The organism is Collinsella sp. AM29-10AC (assembly GCF_003469085.1).
GTDB lineage: Bacteria > Actinomycetota > Coriobacteriia > Coriobacteriales > Coriobacteriaceae > Collinsella.
The window spans coordinates 1-13,168 of record NZ_QSKB01000041.1 but is presented as its reverse complement, the minus strand read 5'-3'; the positions used below and the strand labels follow the sequence as shown (position 1 = coordinate 13,168).

The window sequence follows — 13,168 nt, the reverse complement described above, 5'->3', positions numbered from 1 at the left end:
CTCCCTTTTCTCGAACCTTAATTTCAAAGTCCAAGAAATGGGATGCAGTTCAATTTAAGTCTGTCCCCAATGAGTGCCGGCAGGAAAGGAACGTCCCCAAGTGCCGACATATTGGGACAGTCCTTGCCAGCCCGGCCGGCGAGCCGGCGAATCGGCAAAGACTGTCCCCAGCGACCAGTCGTTTAAGAACGTCCCCAATGACTAGGTGGCTAGGCGTGGGATTTGTTGTGCGCGAGGGCTAGGCCTACGGCGGCGATGGCGGCGGCGAAGAGCACGGTGACGCCCAGGTCGCAGGCGATGTCGCCCAGCACGGTAGACGTCAAATCAGAGGCAAGCGCCTTGCCGATCGCGTCGTTCACCCAAAACGTCGGCACAAAGTGCGCCACCGTCTGCACGGCCGAGCCCATCATCGAAAGCGGCATCCAGGCGCCGCCCAAAAACGTCATGAGCAAGCCAAGCAGGTTGCCCACACCGTTGAGCAGCTCTTCGCGCGCGCCCAGGCTCGAAAGGGCAAAGCCAACGGCCAGCGGCGTGCACGCCAGGGCAAACGTTGCCGCCAGCGCCAGGCACACACGGCCCACGCCGACCTCGGCGACCGCGCCGGCAAAGCCCACGACGCCCATCATGCTCGACACAAACCAGATACAGACAGTGAGCACGGCGGCGGCCGCGAACACGGCAAGCGAACGCTGGCGCTCGGAGAGCGGACCGGCCTCCATGCGGCGCACGCGCTCGGGCTCGTTCATGCCCGAGAACACCAGCCCCACCGACACGATGACCGACGAGATGATCGCATACGCGCCAAAGTTGAAGTACGACTCGAGTGTAGCGGCGGCAGTCGAGTCAACCTTGACCTGCTCGATCTGGACCTCCGCACGCTTTGCGGCAGCATGCTCGGCGGCCTTGGCGACATCGCCGTCGGAAGCAGCTGGCTCAAGTGCCGCCGCAGTACCCGCGAGCGAGACCCACCGCGAGGCCTCGGCAGACGAAAGCGCTGCCGCCATGGTGCCGGAGCCGTACGTCACATCGAGCTTGGGCAGGTCTTCCCCCGCACGCGCGGCTGCAACAAGATCGTCCTCAAACCCCTCCGGGATAAAGAACACGCAATCGGCGCTGCCCTTGGCGCTGTTACTCTTGGCGAGCGCATCCGCAAGGTCGTACATGTCGTCACCAACGCCCGTGACCAGGTCAAAGCGTGAGCCTAGGTGCTTGGTAAGCGCCCGCGAAAGGTCGCTATTGTCGCGGTCGACCACGATCACATTGGTGTCGTAGGGCTTGTACTCGGTAAGCTGCGACGAGTTCCAGCTCACCGAGGCCGCGATGAATACGCCCATGAGCGAGATGAACACCGTATAGATGAGCAGGTATAACGGGTGCGCGAGCGCCATGCGAAGCGCGGTCTTAAAGGTGCTCATAGCGGCTCCTTCCAAAGATCAGCGTAGCGGCGACGACAAACACCAGGGTCATCAGGACGAGCGCGCCGGCGCGGACGGCGAAGGGCCCCAGATCCTCAAAGAAATACAGGCGGTTGAACATGTCGCAGATGAGCTTGACGGGGTTGAGCCAGCACTCGGCCGGGCAGGCGCGGGCGACATCGTCGGCAAGCGCCATCGCCGGCTCGCCGTAGAGTCCGGCGAACAGGGCGCACGTGGTAGCGAAGCCCGTGAGGATACCGGACTTGGACGCCTTGCCGCCCTTAACGGGAAGCGTGCCCACAAAGAGCCCCAGGCCCGTGGCGGCAAGCGCGGATGCAGCACCGCCCACCAGACACAGCCCCTCGCGCCCGCCAAAGTCGACGCCAACGACTAGGCGCACGTAGCCAATCGCGACCGCCATCGAGGCAAATGAGACCAGCCACGAGCCGACAAAGATGCCGGCCAGCGACGCTGTCTTGGAAAGGCCGCCCACGCAGCGGCGCGCACCAAGGCCCGACAGATTGGGCTGCAAATCGACGACGCTCAAAGCGGCAAACTCGGCAGACATCATCGCGACCAGACCAAAGAGCGCGTAGTAGTAAATGGTCGTGCCGTCGGGCGTGGTGCGCGTCAGGCTCACGCGGCGGGTTCCGCCCTCGAGCGACAGGGCGCGCGCAACCGCCTCCGGGTCGGCGAGCGCCGCCGGGTTGTCTTGGGCAATCTGGCGCATGAGCTCGGCATTTTGCGTATACGAGCTCGCCACCGTCTCCAGGATGCTGCGGTCGGTGAGCGCCGTACTGGCGCGCGAGCTATCGTAGCTCGAAAGCAACGTAAGCTTGGGCGCGCCCGCGGCATCGACCGTGTAGACGCCCGCGACTTCGCCGGCCTTGAGCGCACGGTTCGCGGCAGCCAAGTCTTCGTACTCGCTCACATCGAGCAGCTGGTCGTCGCCTGCCTTGGCAAGCGAAGCCGCCACATCCTTAAAGGTCGAGGCATCCCAGGCCTCGTCCGCCACGACGGCAACCGGCACCGGGTCGACCGTGCCGTCGGAGCTGAGGTTCGCAAACATAAACATGAACATCGTGGAAAGCGCGATAGGAAAGAGAGCGCCCCAGACCCACGTGCTCGGCCGGCGCAGCAGCGTCTTGACCGTGGTGATGATGGTGTTGAACATGGCCGCCCCCTAGTCGCGCAGCTCGCGGCCGGTGATCTCGAGGAACACGTCGTTGAGGGTCGGCGGTTCGGAATAGATGCGGCCGAGCGGCACGTCATGCGAGCGCAGCGCATCGAGAATGTCCGTCAGGTTGTGCGGGCTCGCTTCGCACGAAAACGTGAGCTGTCCCGCCGTTGCCGAAAGGTCCAGAACGTGCGGCAGGCTTGCGACGGCACCGAGCGCCGCACTCGGAACCTCGCCGACCTCGATTACAATCTTCTCGCCCATCTGAATCATGCGCTTGAGCTCGTCGTTAGTGCCCTGCGCCAGCACGCGCCCACCGTCCATGATCATGATGCGGCTGCAGATTTGCTCGATTTCCTCCATGTAATGGCTGGTATACACCACCGTGGCACCCTCGTCGCGCAGGCGGCAAATGCCCTCCAGGATGGCGTTGCGGCTCTGGGGGTCGACCGCCACCGTGGGCTCGTCGAAGAAGATGAGCTCGGGCTTGTGCGCGATGCCGCAGGCAATGTTGAGCCGGCGCGCCAGGCCGCCCGAGAGCTTACCGGGGCGGAACTTGGTAAAGTCGCCCAGGCCGACAAAGTCGATCGCCTCGTCCACCAGCGCGCGGCGGCGCTTGCGGTCGTTGACGTAGAGACTGCAGAAATAGTCGATGTTCTCGCGCACGGTGAGCTCGTCGAACACCGCCACCTGCTGCGGCACCACACCGATGCGGCGCTTGAGGTCGTAGCGGGCGGGCGTCATGCGCTCGCCGAACAGCTCGATGGTGCCTTTGTCGTAGGCGAGCAGCTGCAGGATGCAGTTGATGGACGTGGTCTTGCCCGAGCCGTTGGGGCCCAGCAGGCCAAAGATCTCGCCGGGGGCGATACTCAGGTTAAAGTGGTCGAGCGCAATAAGGTCGTCGTAGCGCTTAACGAGGTTTTCGACGTGGACGATGTCTGTCATGAGGCGGCCCTTCTGTTGCTTGCGGCCCGGTACGATTGCATCATCGCAGGAGCTGACGGCGCGCACCAGTGAGCTTTGTCACGAGTGCGGGGCGGTCGCGTAGCCTGCTGACGCGACCGCCCCGCCGCGTGGGAGGAATGTCACGGTTGCTTTGAGTGGCGCCTCCCCCGTGCGCGGCATCGCGTACAATACCCGTATGAACAGGCTATTCGACAAATCGATCGTGCTGGCGTGCTGCATCGCAGCCGCCACGGGCCTTGCTGTGGATGCTCGCCTGGTCGCGGCGTTTTGCCTTGGCGTTGTCATCGCCGCGCTGGCCGAGGTCGCGCAGGGAGAACGCGCCCGTCGCGCCAGCGAGGCCGGCAGCTACGCCTACGTCATCGCGGCTGTCTTCGTGCCGCCGTTTGTGCCGTTCGCACCTCTCGCCCTCTATGACATCGCGCGACGCGTGCGCCGTGAACGCATCTGGCCCGCGCTGGCAATTGGCTCCGTGTTTGCCTGCGCACTTGCCACGGACCTTCGCTGCGGCGCGCTCACCACCCGAACGCTGTTGCTAACCGCCATCCTTTCGGTCGCCGCCACGTTGCTGTCGCTGCGCACCGCGCAGCTGGAGCGCGAACAGGAACGCATGCGTCGCACCCGCGACAAGCTGCAAGAACGCGCCCTGGCACTCGAGGCACGCAACCGCGACCTCGCCGACCGCCAGGACTACGAAGTCGAGCTCGCGACGCTCGCCGAACGCGCCCGCATCGCGCGCGAGATCCACGATAACGTGGGCCACCAGCTCACGCGCGCTTCGCTTCAAACCGAAGCCCTGCGCGTGGTCCATGCCAACGAGCCCGGCGTTGCCGCCGATTTCGCCGACGTCAAATACACCGTTGACGAGGCGCTCCAGCTCGTGCGCGCCAGCGTCCACGCGCTCAACGACAACGCCGTCGACCTTTCCGTGCAGCTCGAACGCATCGTTGAAGGCGCGCGCTCGGACGGCGGTCCGCGGATTGAGCTTGAAGTTATGACCGAACATGCGCCCGCAAACGTCGCGAACTGCTTTGCGGCGGTCCTGCGCGAGGCGCTCTCCAACACCATGCGCCACGCTTGCGCCCATGCTGTCACTGTACGTTGCATGGAGCATCCGTCGTTTTACCAGCTCATCGTTACCGACGATGGCGCGGGCGGGGTTCAAGCAAGCGGCCACGGCGCCGCGGAGGGCATGGGGCTTGCCTCTATGCGCGAGCGCATCGAGGCGCTTGGCGGCACCTTCACCGCCGGCCCGCGTGCCGGCGCCGGCGGCTGGCGCGTGTTTGCCACCGTTCCCAAACAGCAAGGAGATGATGGCCGATGAGGCTCATCGTTGTCGACGACGACCGCCTAGTGGTCGATTCGCTCAAGATTATCCTGGGCGCCCAGCCGCAGATCGAGGTGGTGGGCACCGGAGCCGACGGCAACGACGCGGTGGCACTCTACGCCGAACTCGCACCCGATATCGCGCTGCTCGACATTCAGATGCCGGGGCGCGACGGCCTATCGGCGGCGCGCGAGATCCTCGAGCGCGATCCTGCAGCACGCGTGGTGTTTCTGACAACGTTTTCGGATGACGAGTACATTGTGTCGGCACTCAAACTGGGCGCCCGCGGCTACCTGATCAAGACCGATGTCGCCGCTATTCCGCCGGCGTTGGCGCAGGTCATGGAAGGTAAACGTGTGCTCGAGGGCAAGGCGATCGAAGATGTTGACTTTGACGGGATGGGCGACAAGACGGGCACGCCCCGCCGGCCCGCAGCCTTTGCCAGCCTGACCGACCGCGAGTTCGAAGTCGCCGAGCTCATCGCCCGCGGTCTCGATAACAAGGAAATCGCCGCCACCGCCTATATGGGCGAAGGCACGGTGCGCAACCACATCAGCTCGATCCTTGCAAAGATGGGCCTGCGCAACCGCACGCAGATCGCCATCGCCTACCTGCGAGGGTAATTACCCAACGGTCAACCGCCCCGGCACAGCAAAATGGCTGTAACCGATTTAATGCCATTTCAAAACTATGCCGGATTACTACGATGAATCGCCCGCCTTCGACCACGGCAAATTGCGCGCTTACAAAACCGCAGGTAGAACGCTTGCATTATTTAGAAAAATGCAGTCATGGTCGGGAATGTCGAATTCGTCGTAGTAAACCGACATAGTTTTGTTCGGATAGTCCCGCACGGATACCATCCCAGGCCTCGCGGGACAAAAATGATCCGTTTTCTTCCGCCCGCGGAGATCGGCTGACAGCGCCCGCCACGAAATCGGTCCATCTACTACGTTTGACTCGATGCCCCCGACCATACCCGCTTTTCATGCAAAATCGCAGACGTTCTACCTGCAGTTTTGCTTTTGCATTTTTCGCCATGGTTGAGGGTAGCGGCTTAAACGTAGTAGATGGGCCCATTTCGTGGCAGGCGGGTCATTTTCGGGCTGGACGGGTCGCGTGGCGGCCCACCCGCGCGTTCACGCGCGGGGCCGGGGGGGCATTTTTGCCCCGCCGGCCCCTATTCCAGCGCTATACCAGCCCCATTCCAGCGCTACTCCGGCTTGGTTTCTACCGTGGGAGTCTTATCCGCCGCGACTGGAGTGCGCGCGGTGTCCATAGTCAGGCAGTGCTTGGGGCAGCTTTCGATGCACTCGCCGCACACCACGCAGGCGTACGGGTCAATCGACCAGGTACCGCCCTTGCGATCGACCGCGAGCGCGCCCGCCGGGCAGCGACGCGCGCACATGCCGCAGCAGATGCACACGTCCATGTCGTTGACGATGTGCCCGCGCAAGCGCTCGGGCGCCGTCAGCTCCTCCTGCGGATAGCACACCGTGACCGGCTGCTTGACCATAGAGCCCAAGGCCGTCTTGGCAAATGTCAGCAAACTCATGCCGCGCCTACCTTTCCGTGCAGCTAATGCAGGGGTCGATGGTCAGGATAATCATTGGCACGTTGGCAAGGAGCACGCCCTGCAGCGCATGCGTCAGACCCGCCAGGTTTTGCGACGTCGGCGTTCGCACGCGAAAACGGTCCAGGTTCTTGGTGCCGTTGCCACGCACATAGTAGTACGCCTCGCCACGCGGCTGCTCAATCACAACCTCGCCGCGCGCGCCGTCGGCCGGCGTAAGCTTGGTGCGCCCGCCAATGCCGTCGTGCGGAATCTTGCCCACAAGCTCCTTGATGATGTCCATAGCCTGCGTGACCTCGGCACAACGCACCTGGCAGCGGGCATAGCAGTCGCCGTCGGTCGCCACGATGGGCTCAAACGCAGCCAAGTCCGCATAGGCACCGTCGCCAAACATGCGCACGTCGTAATCCACGCCCGAAGCGCGACCGAACGGGCCGACCATCGAAAGCTCCAGCGCGTCCTTCTTGCTGATCACGCCCACGCCATGTAGGCGCTCACCACAGCTGTCATCGTCCAAAAACGTATGTACCAGGGCCTCGTAGTCGGGACGCATGGCATCGAGCGTCTGGACAATGCCCGCCAGCTCGGAATCCTCGATATCGTGCTTAAGGCCGCCGATCTCGTTAATCGACAGGATCACGCGACCGCCGCACGTGCTCTCAAAGATCTTGAGAATCTGCTCGCGCAGCGTCCACGAACGATAGAACAGCGCCTCAAAGCCAAAGGCATCGGCGAGCAGGCCCAGCCACAGCAAATGCGAGTGAATACGCGAGAGCTCGTGCAGAATGGTGCGGATATACTGCACGCGGCCGGGCACCTCGATGTCAAGCATGCGTTCGCAGGCGCTGGCATAGCCGCAGCTGTGGCCCACGGCGCAAATGCCGCAGATGCGCTCGGCGATGTAGCCAAACTGATGCATGTCGCGCTTTTCGGTGAGCTTCTCGAGTCCGCGGTGCACAAAGCCGATCTGCGGAATTGCCTCGATGACGCGGTCGTCCTCGATTACCAGGTCCAGATGAAGCGGCTCGGGCAGCACCGGGTGCTGCGGGCCAAACGGAATTACGGAGCGATGAGCCATGGACCTTACGCCTCCTTTTTCTGCTTGTCGCGGACGGCCTTGGCGGCAAGCGCCGCGCGGACCTTGGCCGCTTTCTCGGGATCCATGGCGGCGAGCTTTGCCTCCATCTCGGCAGCCTTGAGCGCGGCCTTGGCGGCAGCCTCGTCATGCTGAGCATCGGAGCCGGCAGCCGCTGCGGGCTGGGCGGCAGCAGCGCTCGCAGCACCCTCCCCTGCAGCAGCCGCAGCAGCGGCGGCCTTTTCGGCCGCGGCCTTGCGCGCCTTGGCCTCGGCGGCCGCGCGGACCTTCATGGCCTTCTCGCGCGCGGCCTTCACCTCGGGCGTGATAACGCTCATGGGTTCAGCGGTCGAGACCTGGTAGAAAAAGCCCTTAAAGTCGATCTGCATATCGGTGATGGCAAGACCGAATAGGTCGTGCGCTTCGTTTTCAAACGGGAATACCGCCGGATAGTACGAGCTGATGGACGGAATCTCCTGGTACCGATCAATTCCCTCAACCACCAGGTTCTCGATCGCATAGCTGCCGTCCTGCGCAATATGCTCCTGAGCAGCACGAACGTTGATAAACGTATAGACCAGGCGATACGATCCGTCGTCCACACAGCGCTCGGCGTGCATCTGCACAAAGCGGGCACCGGCGCCCTTGAGCGCCTGGACATGCGACAGAAGCTCGTCGAGCCCAACGGTGGTATAGATAGCCTTTTGCATTACTCGGCCTCCTTTGCAGCGACGGGCGTCTCAGCAGGTGCGTCGCCAGCAGCGGGTGCGGCGGGCTTCCCGGCAGGCGCGTCACCGGCACCGTCAGTCCCGGCCCCCGCAGCCACAAACCCGTCCTCGCCCAGCTCAACGCCACCGTCCCAGGTAGCGGCACCGCCCACGGTAAGCGGATCGCCGCCGGCGCGCATCACGGACTCCTTCTGGTCCAGGATGCCGCACGCCTCCACGATGGCATCGATCACGGTCTCGGGGCGAATGGCGCATCCGGGCGCGTACACGTCCACGGGAATCGCGCGGTCCACGCCGCCGATCACGTTGTAGGCATCGCGGAACACGCCGCCCGAGCACGCGCAGATGCCGCAGGCCACCACGCACTTGGGCTCGAGCATCTGGTTGTAAATCTGGCGCACGACAGGCAAGTTCTGAGCGTTGACCGAGCCCGTCACCAAAAAGATGTCCGCATGCTTGGGGTTGCCGGTATTGACCACGCCAAAGCGCTCCGCATCGAACAGCGGCGTGAGCGAGGCCAGCACCTCGATATCGCATCCGTTGCAGCTCGAGCCGTCGTAATGAATAACCCACGGCGAGCGCGACATTTTATGATCCATGGATGCCGCCTCCTAAATAAACACGTCGACGAGAATGGGCATAAGGTTGAGCAGGCCAAACACCAGCGCCACGCCCCAGCCGAGCTTAAAGCAGCTGCGCCAGGTGCTGCGGGCAAAGGTGTTGTCGATCAGGACCTCGACAAAGTACGTCGCGGCCATGACGATCAGGGCGACCAGCCAGCTCACGGGGTTGTCCCAAACAAAGAACATGCCCACCCACATCAAAAACAGCACGGTCTCGCACCAGTGCATAAGGGTCATCTTGGCCAGCGTGCCGCCGCTCATCTCGGTGGCGACGCCCTGGACAATCTCCTGATGCGCGTGATGCGAGTACGAAAGATCGAACGGCGACTTGCGCAGCTTGATGGTAAGCACCGCGAGCAGCGCGAGGAAAATGGGCGCGCTGTACACGATGATGGGGACCGACTGCCCCGTCACGGCGATGGAATCGAAGCTATCGGTGGCAAGGTACAGACCCACACTCATCAGCAAAACGGCGGGCTCGTAACTCATAACCTGCAACAGCTCGCGGTCAGCGCCAACCTGGGCAAACGGGCTTTGCGTCGAGGCGGACGCCAACACCACAAAGATCGCGGCGAGCGTCACCATAAAAGCGCACAGCAGCGTGTTGGAACCCGACACAAAGATACCGCCGCCCACCACGGTAAAGATGAGCGCGCACGCCATATAGGTATCGTCCATGGTGTTTACGCTGGCGGGGGCCTTGCGCAGCAGCTTGGCAACATCGTAGAAGGGCTGCAGCAGGCGCGGGCCCACGCGGCCCTGCATGCGGGCCGAAAGTTTGCGGTCAACGCCGTCGATCAGGCCACCAACCAAAGGCGCCAGCAAGGCAAACGCCACGGTGCCAATAAATATGCCCACGACGCCCGAACCTTCAAAATACTTGCCGCGCAGCACCGAGGGCGCGCTCATGGCAAGCCGCTCGGGCCCAATCCACGCGCAACACAGCAGCGCAAACAAGATAATGCCGCAGCACACGACGCTGCCCGCGGGGCCAATACGCTTCTCGCCAAGGGCGTCCTCCGAGTACCAATTGCGCTTTTCGGCCTTCACCTCGCGTCCCATCGAGCCGCGGAAATGGCGATATTTGTCGGTTCCCACGCCCGAAAGATATACGTTTACGTGCGGTTTGTTGCTCACGCGGAATGAAGTCAGCAGCACCACGGCGATAAACGCCACGATAACCACCATCAGATACATGGAGTCCTTGCCAATAACGTACGGCACGCGGCCAAACACCATGGCCAGGTAAGGCGACACCAGACCGCTCGAGATAACCGGGAACGCCACGCAGCACAGAATCAGCAGCGCGGCGATGGTGTTGAGCGCCATCCATTCGGTCTTATGGACATTGACTTCAACGTTTTGAGCCGTGGGGTCGACGCCCGAAAGCTTGGCAAGCCACTTGCCCCAGAAGAAGAACGTCGCGGCCGAGCCAAAGGCAAGCACCATGATCATGAGCACGTTGCCGGTCTGTGCGAACGCCACCAGGGCGCCCCACTTGGACACGAGCATGCCAAACGGCGCCACAAACATGCCCATGATGCCCAGCATCATCAGGCGCGTCAGGTGCGGCATGCGGCTAAACATACCGTCCATGTCCTCAATATTGCGGCTGCCGATATGATGCTCGGCGGTGCCCACGCACAGGAATAGCAGCGACTTGGCCACGGTGTGGAACAGGATTAGGAAGATGGCGGCCCATACGGCCTCGGGCGCGCCGACACCCAAGCAGGCGCTGATAAGGCCCAAGTTGGAGATGGTGGAGTACGCGAGCACGCGCTTGGCGTTGCTCTGCGAGATGGCCATGAGGGCGGCGAGCAAAAACGTGATGGCACCCACACTCGTGACCATGAAGCCGGTCACGGGATAGATGGCATAGAGCGGGCTCAGCTTGACCATCAGGAACACGCCGGCCTTGACCATGGTGGACGAGTGCAGTAGGGCGCTCGTAGGAGTGGGGGCAACCATAGCACCGAGCAACCAGGTATGGAACGGCATCTGCGCGGCCTTGGTGAGTGCGGCGAGCGACAGCAGAACGACCGGCATCACCAGCAGCGCGGACTGCGCGGTACCGGCGCCGGCAAGCTCGATCATGCCCGAGATGGTCAGCGGCATGCCGCTAAGGTGCAAGAACATAAGGCCCGCCAAAAACGCGATGCCGCCCAGCATGTTGAGGATGATCTGAGTGAAGGCGTTTTTGATGGCCTCGGGCGTGCGCGTGTAGCCAATCATAAGGAACGAGCACACGGTGGTGATTTCCCAACCGCAGAACAGCCACTCCAGGTTGTCGCTCGTCACGATGACGAACATGGCCGAGAGGAACAGGAACATGAGCGCCAGGAACTGCGGGCGTCGGTCGGGTGCGGTCTGCCCGCGCAGCGCGGCCTCGTGCTCGTCGTGGGCCTGGAAGTCCTTCATGTAGCCCAGGGCATACACGCAGATAAGGCTACCGACGATGCCGACGGCAAGGACCATGATCACACTCATGTAGTCTAGGTAGAGCGGCGTCGCCGTGACGGCTTCGGCCGCGGGCAGCGTCATGGCTGCAAAGACGAGCGAGCCCACCAGCTGGACTATGCCGAGCACCGTGGTGAGCGCGTTCCTATATTTGTACGCGTTGTACAGGATGACGGCACACAGGATGACATCGATGGCGGAGCTGATGATGGAGAGCACGTGCGAGGTGCCGGGAGCAACCTCAAAGCTCTGCGGGCCCGTGCCAAAAAACATGACGGCGACTACAACTGTCACCGCCATAATGATGCCAGAGCCTACAAGCCCTACCGCGTCACGGGCTCGGTCACCGCGCGCAAGCAGCATGCCCAGCGCCGGTACCAGCGGAAACAGGGTAAGGAAATACAGTAGCGTCATACCATCACTCCCCCATGCCAAAACGCTGCAACTGTTTAACGTTATAGCTCAATTAAGGAGTAGCAGCGGCGGGTTTTCGGTCAACTGGGGAGTTTTAGGCGTACGGGGTAAGGGCACGTCCGCTTTGGAGCAGAGGGCGACGTTTCCTTACCACAGCGACGGGCGCGCGGGCCACCGCGTGCGGCTTACTGGCCACTTTGGAGGATGTCCCAATAGGCTCGCGGCGGTCCGAAAAGTTGGCGCGGCAAGAAAAATGCGCCTCGTGGGCGCACCATCCCGTTTGCTATTCCATCTTTTTAACGCGCGGCTTGCGACCGCGCGGCTTATCGACCAGTGCGGACTCACCGCTCTCGCGGTACTGACGGCACCAAGCCTTGACCGAAGACTCGCTGGGAATCTTGTGCTTGATCATGGCCTCGCGAACCGTCAAGCCGTTTTCCAGACGGTCCTTAACCACAGCGAGCTTTACGTCGTACGAATAGGTGTGATGATGCGAACCGGCATTGAGAACGGCGTCGGCACCGCCCACGGCGTACGCGCGGGCCCACTGACGAGCCGTGGCCTGGGGAATGCCAAGCTCCGCGGCGAGGGCGCGATGACCGACCCCCTCTTGGAGGATCTCGACGGCGCGCTGCCTAACCTCGGGCGCATGCGTGCGAGTCCTAGTTGCTTCCGACATACCTGCCACTTCTTAGCCTTAACCGTTAATCTGCCTTCTTACGTGCATGTTAGATAGTAGCATTTTGCTGTTCGCGCGTAGCAGTTAATTGAAAATAGCAACGGCGTCATCTGGGCATTTGCTATTAATTTGCGACATTTCTTTACGTTTAATTTACGCAGCTAGTTAGCCCGCAGCTCATTGATGGTGTTTTACCAGCCAGATTGATATCTTTTTGTTTCGCTTGGTATGGTTTTCATAATTATTAACCCCTCAGCCTCTGAGCTAGCATGTCAGTCTTCCGCTTACTTTCCAGCTTTCTTCTTAACTTTCCAGCTTTCTACCCAGCTTTCCAGCTTTCCACCTAACTTTCCAGCTTTCTTTCCAGCTTTCCACCTTAGGTGTTAAGTTAAGTGGAAAGTTGGAAAGATGATGGGAAGTCGGAAAAGCTAAAACGCCTTTCTCCAGCGACGGCTGGACAGTTAGTTCAGATACGTATTTTTCTATGCTGATAAAGCTGCGCTATGGTCCCCGGAGAGGGTTCTTTGGCGACTCATTGCACGCAAATCGAGCCCAGATGGCTACCGAACCCTAGTTTTGAGCCCCTTTCTTCCCCAAAACGAGCGCCGGATGCGCCTACTGCGGTCTGGAATTATACGTATCTGAACTAACTGTCCAGCGGAGTCCAAGACTGGGATCGCGCAGATCAGAACCACCCTTAAAAAGGGTGGTTTGCTCTTAGGGTATAACCCACGGGC

General features: G+C 61.8%; 11 protein-coding genes. 2 read left to right on the top strand and 9 right to left on the bottom strand.

Annotated elements, in window-relative coordinates; all coding sequences use genetic code 11:
- Positions 1–209: 209 nt before the first annotated feature.
- The 3 genes from DW754_RS10430 to DW754_RS10420 are packed head-to-tail and all read right to left on the bottom strand — an operon-like array spanning position 210 to position 3,537.
- Positions 210–1,415, bottom strand: coding sequence for an ABC transporter permease (locus tag DW754_RS10430; protein ID WP_117759784.1), 1,206 nt, complete (start codon positions 1,413–1,415; stop codon positions 210–212).
- Positions 1,402–2,589 carry an ABC transporter permease gene (locus DW754_RS10425; protein WP_117759786.1) on the bottom strand — a complete coding sequence of 396 codons (1,188 nt, stop codon included), beginning with the start codon at positions 2,587–2,589 and terminating at the stop codon, positions 1,402–1,404. The genes DW754_RS10430 and DW754_RS10425 overlap by 14 nt, the downstream gene beginning before the upstream one ends.
- Before the next feature lie 9 nt (positions 2,590–2,598).
- Positions 2,599–3,537, bottom strand: coding sequence for an ABC transporter ATP-binding protein (locus tag DW754_RS10420; protein WP_117759802.1), 939 nt, complete (start codon positions 3,535–3,537; stop codon positions 2,599–2,601).
- A 196-nt stretch (positions 3,538–3,733) separates the two neighbouring features.
- On the opposite strand from DW754_RS10420, the gene DW754_RS10415 reads away from it, so the two are divergent.
- Both DW754_RS10415 and DW754_RS10410 read left to right on the top strand, forming a co-directional pair.
- Complete coding sequence (locus DW754_RS10415) at positions 3,734–4,879, top strand: sensor histidine kinase (RefSeq protein WP_147338936.1); 1,146 nt, start codon at positions 3,734–3,736, stop codon at positions 4,877–4,879.
- Complete coding sequence (locus tag DW754_RS10410) at positions 4,876–5,505, top strand: response regulator transcription factor (protein ID WP_117759790.1); 630 nt, start codon at positions 4,876–4,878, stop codon at positions 5,503–5,505. The genes DW754_RS10415 and DW754_RS10410 overlap by 4 nt, the downstream gene beginning before the upstream one ends.
- 590 nt (positions 5,506–6,095) lie before the next feature.
- Here the strand turns inward: DW754_RS10410 and DW754_RS10405 are convergent.
- The 6 genes from DW754_RS10405 to DW754_RS10380 form a co-directional block, all read right to left on the bottom strand.
- On the bottom strand, positions 6,096–6,437 hold the full coding sequence (locus DW754_RS10405) for a 4Fe-4S dicluster domain-containing protein (RefSeq protein ID WP_117759792.1): 342 nt from the start codon (positions 6,435–6,437) through the stop codon (positions 6,096–6,098).
- Positions 6,438–6,444: 7 nt separating this feature from the next.
- Entirely contained in the window at positions 6,445–7,533 is a 1,089-nt protein-coding gene (locus DW754_RS10400) for a nickel-dependent hydrogenase large subunit (RefSeq protein WP_117759794.1), read from the bottom strand.
- Between the two features lie 5 nt (positions 7,534–7,538).
- On the bottom strand, positions 7,539–8,240 hold the full coding sequence (locus tag DW754_RS10395; protein WP_117759796.1) for an NADH-quinone oxidoreductase subunit C: 702 nt from the start codon (positions 8,238–8,240) through the stop codon (positions 7,539–7,541).
- A complete protein-coding gene (locus tag DW754_RS10390) occupies positions 8,240–8,857 on the bottom strand; it encodes an NADH-quinone oxidoreductase subunit B family protein (RefSeq protein WP_117583682.1) in 618 nt (205 codons plus the stop codon). Before DW754_RS10390 ends, DW754_RS10395 begins: the two co-directional genes overlap by 1 nt.
- Before the next feature lie 12 nt (positions 8,858–8,869).
- Positions 8,870–11,752 carry a proton-conducting transporter membrane subunit gene (locus DW754_RS10385; RefSeq protein ID WP_117759798.1) on the bottom strand — a complete coding sequence of 961 codons (2,883 nt, stop codon included), beginning with the start codon at positions 11,750–11,752 and terminating at the stop codon, positions 8,870–8,872.
- Between the two features lie 283 nt (positions 11,753–12,035).
- Positions 12,036–12,431: a helix-turn-helix domain-containing protein gene (locus tag DW754_RS10380; protein WP_117759800.1), complete on the bottom strand. Its 396-nt coding sequence runs from the start codon at positions 12,429–12,431 to the stop codon at positions 12,036–12,038.
- Positions 12,432–13,168 lie beyond the last annotated feature (737 nt).

Bases quoted from the DNA above. Each gene is read 5' to 3' on its own strand.
- DW754_RS10430 (WP_117759784.1), bottom strand. From the start codon at position 1,415: ATGAGCACCTTTAAGACCGCGCTTCGCATGGCGCTCGCGCACCCGTTA.
- DW754_RS10425 (WP_117759786.1), bottom strand. From the start codon at position 2,589: ATGTTCAACACCATCATCACCACGGTCAAGACGCTGCTGCGCCGGCCG.
- DW754_RS10420 (WP_117759802.1), bottom strand. From the start codon at position 3,537: ATGACAGACATCGTCCACGTCGAAAACCTCGTTAAGCGCTACGACGAC.
- DW754_RS10415 (WP_147338936.1), top strand. From the start codon at position 3,734: ATGAACAGGCTATTCGACAAATCGATCGTGCTGGCGTGCTGCATCGCA.
- DW754_RS10410 (WP_117759790.1), top strand. From the start codon at position 4,876: ATGAGGCTCATCGTTGTCGACGACGACCGCCTAGTGGTCGATTCGCTC.
- DW754_RS10405 (WP_117759792.1), bottom strand. From the start codon at position 6,437: ATGAGTTTGCTGACATTTGCCAAGACGGCCTTGGGCTCTATGGTCAAG.
- DW754_RS10400 (WP_117759794.1), bottom strand. From the start codon at position 7,533: ATGGCTCATCGCTCCGTAATTCCGTTTGGCCCGCAGCACCCGGTGCTG.
- DW754_RS10395 (WP_117759796.1), bottom strand. From the start codon at position 8,240: ATGCAAAAGGCTATCTATACCACCGTTGGGCTCGACGAGCTTCTGTCG.
- DW754_RS10390 (WP_117583682.1), bottom strand. From the start codon at position 8,857: ATGGATCATAAAATGTCGCGCTCGCCGTGGGTTATTCATTACGACGGC.
- DW754_RS10385 (WP_117759798.1), bottom strand. From the start codon at position 11,752: ATGACGCTACTGTATTTCCTTACCCTGTTTCCGCTGGTACCGGCGCTG.
- DW754_RS10380 (WP_117759800.1), bottom strand. From the start codon at position 12,431: ATGTCGGAAGCAACTAGGACTCGCACGCATGCGCCCGAGGTTAGGCAG.